The organism is Streptomyces bathyalis, from assembly GCF_015910445.1.
Classification (GTDB): domain Bacteria; phylum Actinomycetota; class Actinomycetes; order Streptomycetales; family Streptomycetaceae; genus Streptomyces; species Streptomyces bathyalis.
On record NZ_CP048882.1, the window covers coordinates 580106 to 597198 of the forward strand.

Genomic DNA, 17093 nt, shown 5'->3' on the forward strand with positions numbered 1-17093 from the left:
GCTCGCCGTCTGAAGGCCGTCACCGACGGAGGAGGAATCGCGTGGTTTCCCACCGCGCCGCTGTGGCCGTCGTGTTCGTCGTCAACGGCGGCCTCTACGGGGCCTGGGCAGCCCGGGTGCCCGCGCTCGCCTCGCAGGTGGACGCGCAGCCGGGAGGGCTCGGCCTCGCACTGCTGGGACCCGGCATCGCGATGATCGTCACGGCACCGCTGGCGGCCCGTGCGTGCGCCGCGCGAGGAGCGCGGTTCGTCATCGCGGCGGCGCTGGCGTGCTCCTGCCTCGTGCTGCCGCTGGTGGGACTGACGGGGTCACCGCTGATGCTGGGGCTCGCACTTGCCTGCCTCGGCGGGCTGATGGGCACCGTCGACGTGGCGATGAACGTGGCGGCCGTCGCCGTCGTACGGGAGACGGACCGGCCGCTGATGCCGTTCTTCCACGCCGGGTTCAGTGCGGGCGGGCTGCTCGGGTCGCTGGGCGCCGCCCTGGCCGCCGCTCTGACGGTGGTGCCCGCCTGGCACTTCTGCGCGGTGTCAGCGGTGGGTCTGCTGGCGCTGCTGGTCATCGCCCGCGCCCTGCCCGGGGAACGACCGGAGCCGCATCAGCGCACCGAGGGCAGCTTCCGGGACGTCGTCGCCCGCGGGAGGCTGTGGCTGCTGGCCGCGGTGGCGCTGTGTGCCGCGGTGGCCGAGGGCGTGTGCGCCGAGTGGTCGGCGCTGTTCCTCGTCCGCGAACGTGCCGTCACGGAGTCCGTGGCCGCGACGGCCTTTGCCGTCTTCTCGGTGACGATGGCCGCGACCAGGCTCGTCGGTGAACGTGTGGAGAGGCGGTTCGGGCCGCACCGGGTGCTTGCGGGCAGCGGACTCGTGGCGGCCCTGGGGCTGACGGCCGGCGCCATGGTCCCCGTCGGCGCGGTGGCCTACGCCGGATTCGCGCTCGCCGGTGCGGGCCTGGCCTTCTGCTTCCCCACGGCGATGGCGCTGGCCGGGGACGCGGGCCGGCGCGAGGACGGCAGCGGCGGCGAGCGTGAGCTCGGCTTCGTCACGACGATCGCCTACGCGGGGCTGCTCGGCGGGCCGCCGCTGGTCGGCGGGGTCGCCTCCTTGACCAGTCTCACCGTCTCGATGGGGCTCGTCGGCCTGCTGGCCGCGCTGATCACACCGGCGGCCCTCGCGGCGCGGGGACGCGGAGGCGCACCGGAGCGCACGGCCGCACGGGAACTGCAGAAGGCGGGCCGGGGCGGCGACGGACAGACGTGAGCCGCAACTCCGGTGCGCGCATGGCGGCGCCTCGCGCGGGCGACCGGCCCCCTCCGCATCACCTGCGGCCGAACTCGGCGCCGCACGCGCTCAGATCGCGCTCCACTTCTGACTGTCCTGGCCTGAGCAGTCCCAGAGCTGAAGGTGCTGGCCGACGCGGACGTCGCCGTCGCGCACCGCAACGCACTTGTCCGCCTGCGGGTTGACCAGATCACTCCGTTCGTTGAGGCGGAACTGCTGGGCCGGATTCCCGCTGCAGTTGGCGAGTTGGATGACGGCTCCGTTCTCGGTGGATCCGTTGGCGACGTCCATGCACAGGCCGAGGGCCCGTACCGTGCCGTCGTCGGCGAACGTCCACCTCATGGAGTCGGCGCCCGAACAGGTGCGTATCTCCAGGTACATGCCGTCGCGAGCCTGACCTTCGGGGACGTTGATGCACAGGTCCGAGTTGTGGTTCCAGATGCGGACGGTGCCGTCGGAGCCGTTCCCGCCACCGGGTTCCTCCGGCGGAGGGTCCTCGTCGGCGCCGTCACCGTCGTCCTCCTTCGGGGGACGGTCCTTCCCCTTGTCGCCGTCGTCCTGCGGCCCGCCGTGCGCACCGCTTCCAGGACTGCCGTCCTTGCCGGGGTCGTTGTCCTTGCCGTCGCCCCTGCCGGACGAGGAGTCGCCGGGCAGCGGATCGTGGCCGAAGTCGTCGTCGTTCTGGCCGCCCTGCCAGCCCTGGCCGGCTCCCGCACGGGAGTCGCCCTCGCCCGCGTCGCCGCCGACGAGCAGGTAGCTGCCGCCCGCCAGTCCCGTGAGGGCGATCGCGGCGGCCGCGGCGATCACGGCCAGGCGCGTCCGGCCCGGCGGTGGCGGCGCGGGTGCAGGGTTCCGTGAACCCGCGGGCACGATACGGGGGTTCACCACGGTGACGATGCCGCCGGCGTTCCCCGTGCCTTCGTTCTCGTCCTCGTCCGCGCGCCCGGTGGGGTTCTCCGGTGCGTCAGAGCGTTGCCGGTCTTCCTGATCCCGCGATGAGGCAAAGGTCTCCTCCGCGGCATCCGCGGAAAAGGCCGGGTCCTGGGACTCGGAATCCCCCTGGGGCCGATGCTCATCACGGGAGCCGGTCATCGCGTCCTCTCGCTGGGAATCGTGCTGAAAGGAAATGGGTGGCCGCACACCGGCCAATCCGCCGGAGAGCCCGCACATTTCGTCACGGGGCCTCACGCTTACCCGGTGCCTCGGGCGGCATTCGCGCCGCACTGGATGTGCCGGCACACACGGGAGGTTCACAGGAAGTCGCGGGACTCAGGTCGTGACGTCCCGTCGGGTACGGGGCCGCGGGGGCGCGGGGTGACGCGCCGTAATCCCAGTCAACAGGTGATCACTGGACGCGTGAAAGCTCTTCGCGGAGAACCGGCTGGAATCCGACGGGACGAGACAGCGAAATACCGGACGTCGACCCCGCATTCCGCACGGAGGGCTTTTGCGGAATGTCCGAGCATGTCCGAGCAGACCGATCCGGATTCCACGGCGCTGACGCGGAGTTCCCCCGCAGGTCCGCCCCGCTGAACCCCCGGAGAGCCGTGCCGGACGGCAGCAGGCCCGTCAGGCCCGGCCCGCAGGGGTGCTTTCCAGCCGACATGAGACGTCCGGACACGGCGCGGACCCGCATCTGCGCAGCTCAGAAAGAAGTTTCCGGTTGAACGACAACCGGTTTGCCCTACATGCCGGATACGCCACTGATACCCGGACATCCATGCCGACCTGGATCTATAAGCCGTGGTGCTGGTCCGGCCGCGCAATCCGCGACTGGAAGTGATCGACCGACGTGCGCTCTCGCCCGTCTTGCGCCAGAGTCCTGCCCGTCCGATATACGTGATCTCAAACCAAGGAGTGTTCGATATGCGGTTCAGCGTCAAGGTTCTGGGGACGGCGGCCACGGTCGCGGCAGGTTGCCTCGCCGGCCTCGGAGGCGGTGTCGCGCACGCGGCTCCCGCCGGCGCGGACAGCGTCTACGCACCGTCGGCACTCGTCCTGACCGTCGGCAAGGGCTCGGACGCGGCGACCTCCGTCGTCCAGCGTGCCGTGGTGCTGAACTGCGCTCCGACGGCGGGCGGCAGCCACCCCTCCGCCGCCCGGGCCTGCGCGGACGTGAACGCGGTCGGCGGCCGGTTCCAGGAGCTCCTGGCGGCCGGGACGCCCGGGATGTGCACGAGGATCTGGGACCCGGTCGTCGTCACCGCGGACGGCGTGTGGAAGGGCCAGCGGGTCTCCTGGCAGCACACCTTCGGCAACTCGTGCACGCAGAAGGCCGGCGGCAGCGTCTTCGACTTCTGATCCGTCAGGCAACAACAGTCCCACCGGCGGATGACGACGGCCATCGACTGATCCCGCGTCAGCCGCCCTGCGGTGGAAGGGAGTTCACCCTTCCACCGCAGGCTTGTCTTCCCGTGCGCCGACCCCGAGGAGAGCCGTGAGACCTTCGACCGTCCGACCCGTCACCGTCCGGTCCGCCGCACTGGCCGCCTCGCTGCTCGTCGCGACGGCGCCGGCCGCCTCGGCCGTCGGCGCTCCCGAGCCCGTTCCCACCACGGCCTCCGTCGAGACTCCGGCAGTCCACGACGACGAGGCGGGCGGCAACGCGGACGCCGACGACCCGGCGGTCTGGGTCCACCCGAAGGACTCACGGCGCAGCCTGGTTGTGGGCACGCTCAAGGAGGCGGGTCTCGACGTGTACGGGCTGGACGGCCGCCGGCTGCAGCACATCGAGGCACCGCCCGCCCCGGGTGAGGGCTCGGAGGCAGGCCGTTTCAACAACGTCGACATCGTCTACGGCTTCGAGCTGAACGGCCGCGCCACCGACCTCGCCCTCGTCAGCGACCGCGGCCGTGACCGGCTGCGTGCCTACGCGATCGACCCGGCGGCCGCCGCCGCGGGAAGGCCGCCGCTGACCGACGTGACGGCGGCCGGAGCGGGTCCCGTCTTCGCCGCGGACGAGGAAGAGGTGGACGAGCAGCACACCTCGTACGGACTGGCCGCATACACCGAGGACGGCGACTCGTACGCGGTCGTCTCACGGCGCGCCGAGACCCGGATGAAGCTGCTGAAGCTCAAGGACGAGAACGGCAGCGTCAGTTACACGACCGAGGACACGGCCGACCTTCCCGGCTCGTTCACGCTGCCGGACGGGAAGCCGTGGGCTCCGTGCACGGACCCGGGAGAGGGCGCACAGGTCGAGGGGATGGCCGTCGACCAGGAGAAGCAGGTGCTCTACGCCGCGCAGGAGGACGTCGGTCTGTGGCGGATCGCCCTGGACGACGGCGAGTTCGAGGCCCCGTCACTGTTCGAGAGGGTGCGGGAGTACGGCGTCCCGTGGACGTATGACGAGGCGGACGAGGAGTGCGTGCTCGACACGGAGAACGACCCCGGCTACGGCGGCCAGAACCTGAGTGCCGACGCCGAAGGGCTCACCGTGTATCACGCTGCCGACGGCAAGGGATATGTGCTCGCCTCCAGCCAGGGCGACGACACCTTCGCCGTCTTCGGGCGAGGCGAACGCGCCCCCTACCTCGGTTCGTTCAGGGTGACGGACGGCCCGGACACCGATGGAGTGCAGCAGTCGGACGGCGCGACGGTGCTGAACGTGCCGCTGGGTAAGGCGTTTCCAAAGGGCGCGCTCGTCACGCACGACGGCGAGGCGACCCCGGCGGAAGGCGAACGTGAGGGCACGGACTTCAAGTTCGTCAGGTGGGACCGCCTCGCGGCCGCCTTCCCGGAATCGCTGATCGTCGACACGGAGTCGTTCGACCCGCGCGACCCGGACTGAGGGCGCGCAACCCGGACTGAGGGCGCGCGACCCGGACTGACGGGATGCTCTCGAGGACCTTCTCCGCCTGCTCACGGTCGGCGGCGAAGTTGGTCTTGCCTCCGAGAAGGTAGTCGTAGACGCGCGCGCCGTGCGGCCGGTCCACCTGCAGGTCCACCGGAGGCTGCCCCTCGGTCCGCATCCACGCGGGCGTCTCATCCATCGCCCTCCTCCGTCGGCCACTGCCGTCATCGGCTTCCAACTGCCCGTGATACCAGCCAGGTCGGGCTCACCGACATGCACTCGTTCAGGCCGGACGGGGCCGTGCCGGGACGGCCCCGGGTAGCTCAGCCCTCCCCCTCCTCTCGCATGGGAAAGGCCATCAAGGTGATGCCGACGCGGGTGGTGTCCGGGGTGCGCGGCGGGCGCGCGGCGTCGTGGAGTTCCATGGCCAGGTCCGCCAGGCGTCTGCGCACGTCTTCCCACACCCGGGGATCCACCCACAACTCGGCGTCGGTGGTGACGCCTTCGCCCTCGGCGTCACGCTGCGCCGCCCTTTCACGCAGTGCGTGCGCCAGCGTCTCCGCCAACATCGGTGCACCCTCGCGCTGTTCGGAGAGCGGCGAGCCGTGCACCGCGCGGTAGCGGCGTTCGCGACCGCCCCGCGTCTTCCGCTCCTCCGCCAACTCGACGAGGCCGACGGCGTCCAGACGGCGCAGATGCTGGCTGGACAACGCATGCGAGATGCCCAGTTCGCGGGCGAGTTCGGCGGCGGACATGGGGCCGGGCCACATGAGCGTCATCATGCGCAGCCGGACCGGATGGGCGAGAGCGCGCAGCACGGGGTCGACGGCGGTCACGCAGGCCAGTAAAGCGCATGGGACCGCCCGACGCCGTCCACTACCACCAAGCAACTGATTGGGGGTATGTTCGTCGGCCGGGCGCGGGACGGGGGCGACGGTGAACTGGACGGTGACTCTGGTCCTGCGGGTGCGCAACGCGGGGCTCTACCTGGGCGGGGTGGTCACATCCGCCTTCGGGGACTCCGCGATGTCGCTCGCCGCCGGTGTCTGGGTGAAGACGCTGACCGGCTCCGACAGCCTTGCCGCGCTGGTGACCTTCGGCTTCTGGCTGCCCGCCCTCGCGGGTCCCGCCATCGGCGTGCCGGCCGACCGTTTCCGGCGCAGACCTCTGCTGGTGGTCACCAACCTGGTTCTGGCCGCAGTGCTGACCGTGCCGCTCGCGGTGCATTCGCGCGAGCAGGTGTGGCTGCTGTTCGCGGTTCTCTTCCTCGTCGGCGCGGGAGCCGTGCTCTCGGACGCGGCGGAGACGGCGCTGTGCGCGCAGGTCGTGCCCGAGGACCTCCGCGGCGATCTCAACGGTCTGGCGCGCACCGCTGTCGAGAGCGGGAAGCTGTGCGCCCCGCTGGCGGGCGCCGGCCTGTTCGCGGCGTTCGGCGGACATGCGGTGGCGCTGCTGGACTGCGCGACGTTCCTCCTCGCGGCAGCGGCCTTCACACTGATCCGCGTGCACGAACCCGCCCTCACCACCGGGCCGTCAACAGCCCCTCCGTCACTGCGCAGTTGGACGGCTCAGGTGGCCGCGGGGATCCGATCCCTGTGGCAGCGACGGGCGTTGCGCACTCTCGTGTGCGCGGGAGCCGCGGCCCTGGCCGTCTCCGCCTTGAGCAGCACGGCCACGTATGCGCTGCTGGATTCGGGGTTGCACCGTCCTCCCGCATACGCGGGCGTGCTCACCGCGGCGCAAGGGCTGGGTTCGCTCGTCATCGGTCTTGCCGCGGGCGCGCTGCTGCGCCGCATGCCCGAACGATGCTTCGCGGCAGCCGGGTTCGCCGCCTTCGCGCTGGGCTCGCTCGCAAGAGCGGCGCCGTGGTGGCCGGTTGTGGTCGCCGGGAGTGTGCTCATCGGCGCCGGGCTGCCCTGTCCCCTCGTCGCGGCACTGACTGCTGTGCAACGGGACTCCCCGGACCGGATGATGGGCCGGATCGCCGCCACCGCGAACACGCTGATGTTCGCGCCCACGGGGATCGTGCTGCTCCTCGGCACCGCTATGGTGGCCGTCCTCGACTACCGGGTTCAGGTGCTCGCCGCCGGTGCTCTCGCCGTCGGCGTGGTCGCGGCCCTGCTTCTGCCGGGGCACGCCCGGCGGGAAGCGGCCGGGGCTGCCGCCGCCGGTGCGGAAACCGTGGCGCCCGTGGACGATCCGGGAGGGTCGCGTGCTGGAGACTGACAGGCTCGTACTGCGTCCCCTGACGCGGCATGACGTGGATGCGCTCGTCGACCTGCACGCCGACCCGCTCGTGAACCGGTTCGTCCCTGCCTTCTCCCGTGAGCGGGCGCTGTCGCGGCTCGCGGAGATCGAGGAACAGTGGTCCGAGCGGGGACACGGGCTGTGCGCCGTCGAACTCAGGGCGACCGGCGAGTTCATCGGACGGTGCGGCCTCAACTACTGGCCGCAGTTCGACGAGGTCGAGGCCGGATGGACCTTCAAGCCCGCGGTGTGGGGACGGGGATATGCCACCGAAGCGGCGGCGGCATCCGTGAGTTGGGGGTTCTCGCATCTCGGGCTCGGCTTCGTGACGGCGATGATCCGCGCGGACAACGCGGCCTCGATCCGTGTGGCCGAGCGCCTCGGATTCACGCCCCGCCGCGAGGATCTGCTCTTCGGCAATCCGGTGACGGTGTGGGCGCTCGACGCCCAGGAGTGAGTGCCCGAGTGGCGACGGCCCCGCGAGTCGAGGACATCCATGCAGGTCAGACCCACGTCGGCGCCGCATTCCGCCCGGCGTGACCAGGCACACGTTCGCCGCGGCGCCCGTCCGGGTAGGCGCCCGAGCGGCCGCCCCATGGCCCCTTCGGCAGACCCGCACGGAAAGAGATCCAGTGATCATCCCTCGCCAGATGCCCCCGCCGCGGCGGGAGTTCACCGCCCCGCGGCAGGTCTGGTATGCGGCGTTCGGCTCCAACATGCACCTCTCCCGCCTCAGTTGCTACCTGAGCGGCGGCCGTCCCGCGGGCGGCCTCCGGTCTCAGCCGGGCTGCCGTGATCCGCGGCCGCCGGAGCGTGAGTTGCCGGTCATGCTTCCGGGAGAGCTGTACTTCGCACTGGAATCACCGGTGTGGACGGGCGGCACGGCCTTCTACGACCCCGCAGGTTTGGGACGTACCGCCGCCCGCGCCTGGCTCGTCACGGCCGGGCAGTTCTCCGACATCGCCGCGCAGGAGATGCGCCGCGAACCGGGCACGGACCTGGATCTGCGTGAGGTGCTCTCCTCGGGCCGGGACCAGATGGGTCCCGGGCGCTACGAGACGCTGGTGTGTGCCGGCGTCATCGACGACGATCCCGTGCTGACGTTCACCGCTCCCTGGGGGCGCGGGAGCGTCGAGGGGAATCCGCCGGCCGCCGCCTATCTCCAGCATCTGGCCTCCGGGCTGGCGGAGTCGCACGGCTGGTCGCACGAGCGCATCGCCGAGTATCTGGCCACGCGTCCGGGAGCCGAGGGGCACTGGAGCAGGGACGCTGTCGCCGGGCTCCTCGAATCCCCTTCGGGCGAAGCCGTACGGAGCTGACCGTCCGTTCAGGAAGCCACGACGGGCATCTCCCGGACAGCGGAGCCGAGGTCGCCGCGCGGGCGCACCCGCAAACGAAGCAAGAAGTGGAACCTGCAGATCATGGCGCATACGCTCCGGTGACCGACGGGTAACGCCGCCTCGGCACGGGCGCGATCCGCCTGACCGGTTCTTGTCGCGGTGCGCCCCCGAAATCGCGAAGCCTCACCTCGCGATTCCGATCCGGGCGCGGAATACAGCCGGGGTGGTTCCAGGCCGTCAATGCCGGGGCCTGCGACGCCAATTCGCGCAGCCCCGCGGATGGTTCGCGGTTCACGAATCCAGGTGCGGTACAGGCCCCGGATGTCGCATGCCGGAGCGCAGATGCAGTCTCATCACCATGATGCCGGAGCACCCCGTATGGCACCGGGCGATGTCCGCCGCCGGCCGGGGGGACACGGGGCCGTGGACGCGGGCGGATTCGCCGTCGTCACCTGGGACGCAGCGCGGGCGCCGCCCGGCGGGGAAACGCAGGCGGTTCCGCGCCCCGCACGGATCTCCGAGTTGCGCGGCCGCGGTTGGGAGGTCGCAGCGATCCGGGGGCCCGGCGTGCGGAATGGCGTCGGAATACAAGCGCCGCCTCATGACGGTTGCGTCATGAGGCGGCGCCGGCAGTTCTGATGACGTACGTGAGGGATTCAGCCGAGCAGGCCGTCGAGATGAGGAAGGCTGTGGTCGAGTCTTTTCCGCTTGGCCAGCAGATACCGGTGGTTCTCCTTGTTCGGCGGAATCAGCAGCGGAATACGCTCGGCGATTGTTATGCCATTGGCCTCGAGGGCCTCCCGCTTCAGGGGATTGTTGGACAGCAGACGCACGGACTCGACACCCAGATCGTTGAGGATTTCCACGGCGACCGTGTACTCACGGTCATCGACCGGAAGGCCGAGTGCGAGATTGGCCTCCACGGTGTCGAGTCCTTCGGCCTGCTGCAGGTGCATCGCCTTCAACTTCGCCAGAAGACCGATTCCACGGCCTTCGTGGCCCTGTATGTAGACGAGGATGCCGGAACCGTCCGCGACCATCATCCGCATCGCCGTGCCCAGCTGGTCTCCGCACTCGCAGTGGTTGGACCCGAACACCTCGCCGGTCAGGCACTCCGAATGCACACGCGTGAGTGCGCCGTGGGCCGTAATGTCACCGTGGACGAGCGCGACTTGCTCTTGGTTGGTGCGGCGGTCCATGTATCCGATGGCTCGGAATTCTCCATGGACCGTGGGCAGCCGGGCCTCCACCACCCTCTCGACAGCGGCGGTTTGCCGCGGGGAGCCGTTCACAGAGAGTTCCTGGTACGCCATGCGGCGAGCATACCCGCCGTTCAACTCCGCATCGGTTTTTTTGGGAGAATCGTCAACCCGGTTGCGTGTAGTCGCAATTGATTGCAGAGAGGTGGCGGGAATGTGTGCCTTACCGGGCATTTCGTCTTGCATGGTGGCTGATCAACCCCTGTGCGTGCCGGTCGCGGGTGAGCTGCCGCCGCGAGAGACCACGGCGAGTTCGAGGGCGCCCTCCGCAATGACGGGCAGCGTGCGCACATGCCACAGCCAGGCGATATCACGCCCGAAGGACCACACGAGAGCCGACAGCGCGCCGCCGGCCACGAATACCGCGACCGTCACGGGCACCAGTCCGGATCCGGCCACCACCAGCGCGATGCCCTGGAGCGCCGCGACCGTCTTGCGGGTCCGGCTCGGCGGCAACGGCCCGCGCAGCCACGGCAGCACCCGCTGCGCGCCGAGGAAGGCGTACCGGATGGCACCTATCGCCAGCACCCACAGGCCGACGAACAGGCCGACGTAGGCGCTGAGCACGAGTATCAGGAACGCGTCGACCTCCATGTCGAAGCGCGCACCGAGCGCCGAGGCCGTCCCCGTGCGCCGCGCCACCTGCCCGTCCACGAAGTCGAGTACGAGCGCCGTGCTGGCCACGATCGCGACGACCACCATGGAGGCGTCCGCCCCCTGGTCTGCCACGAGCGCCGCCGTGCCCCCGGCGAGGACCGCTCTGCTGAGCGTCACCAGGTCCGCCGGCCCCAGCGCGGCCTTCCCCGAGCGCAGCAGGATGAGGCAGACAGCTATGCCGCAGACCGTCCCGACGACCCAGCCGACCGGCCCGAGCCCGGTCACGCTCCACAGCAACCCCAGCAGCAGCAACTGCCCGGCCATTCCGATCGAAATCTGCAGTTTCAGCTGGTCAGTGGCCCGGTCGTCCTGCCTGTGCTGGTTCCCCATCACGCCTCCAGGTGCATATGGCGGAGTCGAAGGGGGCTGATTATGGTACGAGTGGCCTCCGAGATGTGAAGGCTTAGCAGTTGTCGTCATACCTGGAGGACACATAGATGGAGCGCACCGCCCACGCCTACTGGCTGCGCTCCCCGGGTTCAGGTGAGATCCGCACCGTGTCGCTGGATCCGCCCGGGCCCGGCGAAGTCCTTGTCCGCACGCTCTGTTCGGGCGTCAGCCGCGGAACGGAGACCCTCGTCTTCGACGGCCGGGTGCCGGAGAACCAGTACGGGGTGATGCGGGCCCCCTTCCAGGAAGGCGATTTCCCCGGGCCGGTCAAGTACGGCTACCTCAATGTCGGCGTGGTCGAGGAGTGCGGAGAGGGCTCGGACCGGGGGCTCCTGGGCCGCACCGTCTTCTGCCTCTACCCCCACCAGACGCGGTACGTGGTCCCCGCGGACGCCGTGACGCCCGTACCCGAACCGGTGCCGGCGAGGCGTGCGGTGCTCGCCGGCACGGTGGAGACGGCGGTGAACGCCGTGTGGGACGCCGCTCCCTCGCTGGGCGACAGGATCGCGGTCGTCGGTGCGGGGATGGTGGGCTCCTGCGTGGCCTCCGTGCTCTCCCGTTTTCCCGCCGCACGCGTGGAGTTGATCGACGCGGATCCCGGACGGGCAGCAGTCGCCGAGGCACTCGGCGTCCCCTTCGCCCTGCCCCATGAAGCCACCGGTGAGTGCGACATCGTCGTGCACGCCAGCGCGTCCCAGGAGGGGCTCACCAGATCCCTCGAACTGCTCGCGGCGGACGGGGAGATCATCGAGCTCAGCTGGTACGGCGACCGCCGGATCAGCATCCCGCTGGGAGAGTCCTTCCACTCGCGGCGGCTCACGCTGCGCAGCAGCCAGGTGGGCGCGCTGCCGCCGTCGCGCCGGGCCCGCCGCTCCTTCGCCGACCGCATGTCGCTCGCGCTCGACCTCCTCGCCGATCCCGCGCTGGAGACGCTGCTGACCGGCGAGTCCCGGTTCGCCGAACTTCCCGAGGTGATGCCGCGCATCGCGGACGGGCGGCTCCCCGCCCTGTGCCACCTCATCACCTACGACGACGCCGACGAGACGTGGGCCGGCTGAGCGTAGCCGGCCCGCCAAGTACCAGGAACCGCCCGTACGGGGACGTACGTGCACATACAGGAAAGTGAGCCGATGTACAGCATCACCGTTCGTGACCACATGATGATCGCCCACAGCTTCCGTGGTGACGTCTTCGGCCCGGCACAGCGCCTGCACGGTGCGACGTTCCTCGTGGACGCCACCTTCCGGCGCCCGGAACTCGACGCCGACGGCATCGTCGTGGACATCGGTGCGGCCACGCAGGAACTCGGTTCCGTCCTCGCGGACCTCAACTACCGGAACCTCGACGAGGAACCGGACTTCGCCGGTATCAACACCTCCACGGAGATGCTGGCCAGGGTCGTGGCCGACCGGATCGCCGAGAGGATCCACGCGGGAGCGCTGGGCGAGGGCGCCCGCGGCCTGGAGGGCATCTCGGTCACGCTGCACGAGTCGCATGTCGCATGGGCGAGCTACGAGCGATCGCTTTGAACGACGTGGCCGGCCCGTCCGCACGGCCCGTCCATGTGGTGATGCCCGGCGACGTCGGCGATCCCCGCTCCGTCAGCGGCGGCAACAACTACGACCTGCGCATCTGCCGCGAGCTGGGCGCGGCGGGAGTGCCCGTGGACGAGAGGGTCGTCGCGGGGGCGTGGCCCCGGCCCGCCCCCGCGACGCGTGCCGAACTGGCCGCCCTGCTGGAGGAGTTGCCCGACGGTGCGGTCGTGCTCGTCGACGGGCTGGTCGCCTGCGGCGTGCCTGACGTCGTCGTGCCGCACGCCCGCAGGCTGCGTCTGGCGGTGCTGGTGCATCTCCCGCTCGCGGACGAGACGGGCCTCGGCGCCGCGGAGGCGGCGGAACTCGAGCAGTTGGAGCGGCAGACCCTGCACGCGGCGGCGGCCGTCGTCGTGACCAGCGACTGGGCGGCGCACGAGGTCGCCTCACGGCACGGACTGGAGGCGGACCGCGTCCACTCCGTGCTGCCCGGCACCGATCCGGCGCCGCTCGCGCGCGGAACGGACGGCGCCTCGCGACTGCTGTGCGTCGCGGCGCTCACACCGCGCAAGGGTCAGGACCTGCTCGTCGAGGCGCTCGCCGGTCTCGGCGATCTGCGGTGGACGTGCGAGCTTGTCGGCCCGCTGGACCGCGCTCCCGGGTTCGTGGCGGAGGTGCGCCACCGCATCGCCGATCACGGGCTGGACGAGCGGGTGCGTCTGACCGGTCCTCTGCAGGGCGGTGAATTGGCGGCCGCGTACGACTCCGCGGACCTCTTCGTGCTCGCCTCCCACACGGAGACCTACGGCATGGTGCTCACCGAGGCGCTCGCGCGCGGCATCCCCGTGATCGCCATCGAGGCCGGCGCCGTGCCCCACACCGTCGGCACCGCACCCGACGGGAGCATTCCCGGCATTCTGGTCACTTCGCGCGATACCGCAGCTCTAACCGCTGCGCTGCGTGGATGGCTGGAAGATCCAGGAATTCGTTCGCATCTGACAACATCCGCCCGCGGGCGACGCGCCAAGCTGCAAGGTTGGGCCGAAAGCTCTCGTCAGCTTGCCGAAGTGCTGGAGCACATTCGGCTCGAATAACGGAGTGGCGCTTGAACACTGTCGGCTCGCCCCGCTACGCCCCCGAGTGGCTTGCGCTGCGCGAGGACGCGGATGCCCGCGCCCGCTCCGAGCAGCTCCTCGGTCCTCTGCACGACTTCCTCGCGGACACCACCGCGTCGGGCGGGCTGCTGACAGTTCACGATCTGGGGTGCGGCACGGGTTCGATGGGGCGGTGGCTCTCCGCGCGTCTGAACGGTCCGCAGCGCTGGTTCATGCACGACCGCGACCCGGCGCTGCTGGAGAACATCGCCGCCCGGATGCCGCGGGAGGCCGCGGACGGCAGTCCGCTCGAGGTGGTGCCGCAGCAGCGCGACATCACACGGCTGACCGGTGACGATCTGGCCGGCACCACGCTGGTGACCGCCTCCGCCCTGCTGGACCTGCTGACCGCGGAGGAGTTGGAGTCGCTGGCGGCGAGCTGCGCCGCTGCGGGCTGCGCGGTGCTGCTGGCGCTGTCGGTGGACGGACAGGTGGAGATCGAGCCGTCCGATCCGCTGGACGAGGAGTTCGCCGCGGCCTTCGACGCCCACCAGCGCCGCACCGACAGCGGACGCAGGCTGCTCGGGCCGGACGCCGTCGAGGCGGCGACGGCCGCCTTCGAGCGCAACGGCGCCACCGTTCTCACGCACTCCAGCCCGTGGCGGCTCGGCCCGGACGACAGGGGGCTCACCGCGCAGTGGCTGCTGGGGTGGGTCGCCGCGGCGTGTGCGCAGGAGCCGTCGCTGGAAGCGGCCAGCGAGGAGTACTTGCGGCGCAGACTCGACGCGTGCGACGCGGGCGAGCTGCGTGCCGTGGTCCACCACCGCGATCTGCTGGCCCTTCCCGAGAGGCCTGCCGGGACTGCTTCCATATGAAGGGCACTCTCTGGCGCCGGCTGCGCGCACCCATAGCTCTGATCATCCTCGGCGTGGTGGTCCACAAGCTGGGAACCTCGGCGCTGCTGGGGGCCCTTGACCGCATCGACGCACAGGCCGTCGTGATCACCTTCGCCCTCAGCGTCCCCGCGACCGTCTTCAGCGCGTGGCGCTGGCGTCTCGTGGCGGGGCGGCTCGGAATCAGTCTGCCGCTGCGCACGGCCGTGGCCGACTACTACCAGGCGCTCTTCCTCAACGCGACGCTGCCCTCGGGCGTCCTGGGCGATGTGCACCGCGCCGTCCGCAACGGCCGCGAAGCCGGCGACGTCGCGCGGGGTGTCCGCGCGGTGATATTGGAGCGCACCGCCGGGCAGGCCGTCATCGTGGCCGCGGGTGTCGTGGTGCTCGTGGCCGCGCCCCCTCCCCTGCCCGTGCTGGACGCCCTGGAGGTGCCGCTCGCCACGGCTGCCCTCGCGCTGTGCGTGGTGGCGGCCGTCGCCGGGGCCTTCCTCGCGGGACGGGGCGGGCGCGCCGCGAAGTGGCGGCGCGACCTGGGTGTCTTCCTCATCGATGCCAAAGCGGCGCTCTTCGCACGGGAGAGCTGGCCGGCCGTTCTCGGTCTGTCCACTCTCGCGCTGGCGGGCTACCTGGGGCTCTTCCTGGCCTCGGCGCGAGTGGCCGGTTCGACCGCGCCGCTCACCGCCCTGGTCCCCCCGCTGCTCATGGCACTGCTGGTGATGGCCCTGCCCGTGAACGTCGGCGGCTGGGGCCCGCGCGAAGGCATGTGTGCGCTGGCTTTCGGCGCGGCGGGTCTGGGCGCGGCACAGGGGCTGGCCTCCGCGGTGGTGTACGGGGCGCTCGCGCTGCTGTCCAGTCTGCCGGGGGCCGGCGTGCTGGTCTGCCGCCTCCTCGCCGCGCGGCGTTCAGGCCGTGCCGTCGAGGAGGTCCAGGAGGTCGAGTTCGAAGAGCATGTCCGCGCCGAGGGGGAAGGCACGGGTCCGGGGGCGCAGGGCCTCCCCCATCCGTACGGGCCCTGGGAAGCGGAGCCCGGGTACGCCGTCTCCGAGGAGAACCGGCGCGACCGTGACGTACAGCCGGTGCAGCACTTCCGCGCGGAGGAACCCGGACACCGTCGCGCCGCCGCCCTCGACAAGTATCCGGCGAAGGCCGCGGCGGGCGAGGGTCTCCAGTACTAGCCGCGGCTCGAACCCCGCGTCGCCGCGCGGGAGTTCGACGACTTCCTCGTCTCCGCTGCCGGACGCCGCAGTGTCTCCGCCCGCGCCGACGAGCCGGAGCGTCGGCGCCTGCCCGTCCGTGAAGACCCGCGCCCCGGGGGTCTCGTGACCCGTCCTGCCGCGCGGGTCGAGCACGACGCGCACGGGGTTGGTGCCGGTGCAGGCACGCACCGTCAGCTGCGGATCGTCGGCGATCGTGGTGCCCGCCCCGACGAGCACCGCGTCGCACAGTGCGCGCAGCCGGTGCAGATGGAGGCGGTCCTCTTCTCCGGTGACGTAGTTGGAGTGGCCGGTGCGTGTGGCGATGAAGCCGTCGACGCTCTGGCCGAGCTGGGCGAAGGCGAGTTCGGACCCGCCCAGGCAGAGCGGGGTGTAGAGAGAGGCGAGGGTGTCCGCCTCGGCCGACGCGGACCGGCGCCAGCGCCACTCGCCGCCCTCGCCGCGTACGAGTCCTGCCCGTCCGGCCTCTTCGGCCGTGCGCACTCCCAGCAGCTTCTCCCAAGCGGCTTCGGCTTCCAGAACGGCGGCGCCGTTGCCGGTGCGGCCGGAGGGTGTGTGCGTGTCCGGCTGTGCCCCTGCGGGCTGCCCCGCCGCCGTCACCACGACTCCAGGACACGCAGATGATCGGCGAAGGCGCCGGTGAGCGCGGTGAGCACCTCGTCGCCCTTGCGTGCCGTGGCGAGTGAGGGCCTGCCGACCACTCCGGACTCGGTGTAGGGGCCGAGCCCGAGAGTGTGCAGGTGTCTGCGGTCGTCGCTGATCAGGTCGGAGGTCTCGTAGCCCTCGCGTACGCAGTCGGGGCGGGTGTGCAGCAGGATCGACGTCTCCAGTTCGCCGGCGTGCATGTCGCTGCGCGCCGGGGTCTCGATGCCGGCCTTGGCGGAGGCCTCGTCCCAGTCCGCGCCGACGGGGAAGAGCGCCATGTGGTGCCCCTCGGCGGTGGCCTCCTGGACGACGTTGCGCAGTACGTAGTTGCCGCCGTGGCCGTTGACCAGCACCAGGCCGGGCACGCCCGAGCGGCGCAGCGAGTCGGCGATGTCCCGTACGACGGCGGTGAGCGTGGCGGCCGTGATGCTCACCGTGCCGGGCCACCTCGCGTGCTCCTGCGAGCAGGAGACCGTCAGCGGCGGCAGCAGCTGCACGGGGTACGCGGCGGCGACGCGCTCGGCCACGGAGCAGGCGATCAGCGTGTCCGTGGACAGCGGCAGGTACGGCCCGTGCTGTTCGTAGCTCCCGACGGGCAGAAGAGCCACCGTGGCCTTGCGCTCGGCCGCGTCGCCGGTCGTCTCCGTGGGCAGCGCGCGGACGGCGTGGGCAGGGGTGTCCATGGGTGGTCGTTTCCTCCGGTGCGGTGCGCCGGCGCGGCACCGCTCGGAAGCGGCACGCGCGGCGGG

17 protein-coding genes and 1 pseudogene are annotated in these 17093 nt (G+C 71.2%); 11 read left to right on the forward strand and 7 right to left on the reverse strand.

Going from position 1 to position 17093, the window contains the following annotated elements:
* The first annotated feature begins 41 nt into the window (after positions 1 to 41).
* On the forward strand, positions 42 to 1256 hold the full coding sequence (locus G4Z16_RS02600) for an MFS transporter (protein ID WP_197348976.1): 1215 nt from the start codon (positions 42 to 44) through the stop codon (positions 1254 to 1256).
* 90 nt (positions 1257 to 1346) lie between these two features.
* Here G4Z16_RS02600 and G4Z16_RS02605 read toward each other — a convergent pair whose 3' ends face one another.
* Positions 1347 to 2369 (reverse strand): ricin-type beta-trefoil lectin domain protein, encoded by a 1023-nt coding sequence (locus tag G4Z16_RS02605; protein WP_246530642.1) that lies wholly within the window; start codon positions 2367 to 2369, stop codon positions 1347 to 1349.
* A gap of 774 nt (positions 2370 to 3143) precedes the next feature.
* Here G4Z16_RS02605 and G4Z16_RS02610 point away from each other — a divergent pair.
* Positions 3144 to 3578 carry a subtilase-type protease inhibitor gene (locus G4Z16_RS02610; RefSeq protein WP_197348978.1) on the forward strand — a complete coding sequence of 145 codons (435 nt, stop codon included), beginning with the start codon at positions 3144 to 3146 and terminating at the stop codon, positions 3576 to 3578.
* Between the two features lie 136 nt (positions 3579 to 3714).
* Positions 3715 to 5067, forward strand: coding sequence for a phytase (locus tag G4Z16_RS02615; RefSeq protein WP_246530643.1), 1353 nt, complete (start codon positions 3715 to 3717; stop codon positions 5065 to 5067).
* Here the strand turns inward: G4Z16_RS02615 and G4Z16_RS02620 are convergent.
* Both G4Z16_RS02620 and G4Z16_RS02625 read right to left on the reverse strand, forming a co-directional pair.
* Positions 4985 to 5269 (reverse strand): SAM-dependent methyltransferase, encoded by a 285-nt coding sequence (locus G4Z16_RS02620; protein WP_343070623.1) that lies wholly within the window; start codon positions 5267 to 5269, stop codon positions 4985 to 4987. The genes G4Z16_RS02615 and G4Z16_RS02620 overlap by 83 nt on opposite strands.
* Before the next feature lie 124 nt (positions 5270 to 5393).
* Positions 5394 to 5906 carry a winged helix-turn-helix domain-containing protein gene (locus G4Z16_RS02625; RefSeq protein WP_197348979.1) on the reverse strand — a complete coding sequence of 171 codons (513 nt, stop codon included), beginning with the start codon at positions 5904 to 5906 and terminating at the stop codon, positions 5394 to 5396.
* Between the two features lie 100 nt (positions 5907 to 6006).
* On the opposite strand from G4Z16_RS02625, the gene G4Z16_RS02630 reads away from it, so the two are divergent.
* The 3 genes from G4Z16_RS02630 to G4Z16_RS02640 all read left to right on the forward strand — a co-directional run bounded on the left by G4Z16_RS02630 (position 6007) and on the right by G4Z16_RS02640 (position 8636).
* Complete coding sequence (locus G4Z16_RS02630) at positions 6007 to 7296, forward strand: MFS transporter (protein WP_197348980.1); 1290 nt, start codon at positions 6007 to 6009, stop codon at positions 7294 to 7296.
* The gene (locus G4Z16_RS02635) at positions 7283 to 7774 is read left to right on the forward strand and encodes a GNAT family N-acetyltransferase (RefSeq protein ID WP_197348981.1); all 492 of its coding nucleotides are present in this window, start codon (positions 7283 to 7285) and stop codon (positions 7772 to 7774) included. Before G4Z16_RS02630 ends, G4Z16_RS02635 begins: the two co-directional genes overlap by 14 nt.
* Positions 7775 to 7967: 193 nt before the next feature.
* Positions 7968 to 8636: a histone deacetylase gene (locus tag G4Z16_RS02640; RefSeq protein WP_197354109.1), complete on the forward strand. Its 669-nt coding sequence runs from the start codon at positions 7968 to 7970 to the stop codon at positions 8634 to 8636.
* Positions 8637 to 9313: 677 nt separating this feature from the next.
* On the opposite strand, the gene ribA is transcribed toward G4Z16_RS02640, so the two are convergent.
* Together ribA and G4Z16_RS02650 are read right to left on the reverse strand one after the other, a co-directional pair.
* Complete coding sequence (gene ribA, locus G4Z16_RS02645) at positions 9314 to 9970, reverse strand: GTP cyclohydrolase II (RefSeq protein WP_197354110.1); 657 nt, start codon at positions 9968 to 9970, stop codon at positions 9314 to 9316.
* Between the two features lie 141 nt (positions 9971 to 10111).
* Positions 10112 to 10903 (reverse strand): CDP-alcohol phosphatidyltransferase family protein, encoded by a 792-nt coding sequence (locus tag G4Z16_RS02650; RefSeq protein ID WP_197348982.1) that lies wholly within the window; start codon positions 10901 to 10903, stop codon positions 10112 to 10114.
* Between the two features lie 107 nt (positions 10904 to 11010).
* Here G4Z16_RS02650 and G4Z16_RS02655 point away from each other — a divergent pair, with 107 nt between their 5' ends.
* From G4Z16_RS02655 to G4Z16_RS32275, 5 genes and pseudogenes are all read left to right on the forward strand, one after another.
* Complete coding sequence (locus G4Z16_RS02655) at positions 11011 to 12021, forward strand: MDR/zinc-dependent alcohol dehydrogenase-like family protein (RefSeq protein ID WP_197348983.1); 1011 nt, start codon at positions 11011 to 11013, stop codon at positions 12019 to 12021.
* Positions 12022 to 12093: 72 nt separating this feature from the next.
* Positions 12094 to 12492: a 6-pyruvoyl trahydropterin synthase family protein gene (locus G4Z16_RS02660; protein WP_028434581.1), complete on the forward strand. Its 399-nt coding sequence runs from the start codon at positions 12094 to 12096 to the stop codon at positions 12490 to 12492.
* Positions 12465 to 13589 (forward strand): glycosyltransferase family 4 protein, encoded by a 1125-nt coding sequence (locus G4Z16_RS02665; RefSeq protein ID WP_197348984.1) that lies wholly within the window; start codon positions 12465 to 12467, stop codon positions 13587 to 13589. Before G4Z16_RS02660 ends, G4Z16_RS02665 begins: the two co-directional genes overlap by 28 nt.
* An 11-nt stretch (positions 13590 to 13600) precedes the next feature.
* A complete protein-coding gene (locus G4Z16_RS02670) occupies positions 13601 to 14464 on the forward strand; it encodes a class I SAM-dependent methyltransferase (protein ID WP_197348985.1) in 864 nt (287 codons plus the stop codon).
* Positions 14461 to 15282, forward strand: a pseudogene (locus G4Z16_RS32275) (lysylphosphatidylglycerol synthase transmembrane domain-containing protein); the annotation flags it as partial. The gene G4Z16_RS02670 and the pseudogene G4Z16_RS32275, both read left to right, overlap by 4 nt.
* Positions 15283 to 15387: 105 nt before the next feature.
* On the opposite strand, the gene G4Z16_RS02675 reads toward G4Z16_RS32275, so the two are convergent.
* Positions 15388 to 16302, reverse strand: a complete 915-nt coding sequence (locus G4Z16_RS02675) for a RibD family protein (protein ID WP_246530644.1) — start codon at positions 16300 to 16302, stop codon at positions 15388 to 15390.
* Complete coding sequence (locus tag G4Z16_RS02680; RefSeq protein ID WP_197348986.1) at positions 16296 to 17027, reverse strand: creatininase family protein; 732 nt, start codon at positions 17025 to 17027, stop codon at positions 16296 to 16298. The genes G4Z16_RS02675 and G4Z16_RS02680 overlap by 7 nt, the downstream gene beginning before the upstream one ends.
* Positions 17028 to 17093 lie beyond the last annotated feature (66 nt).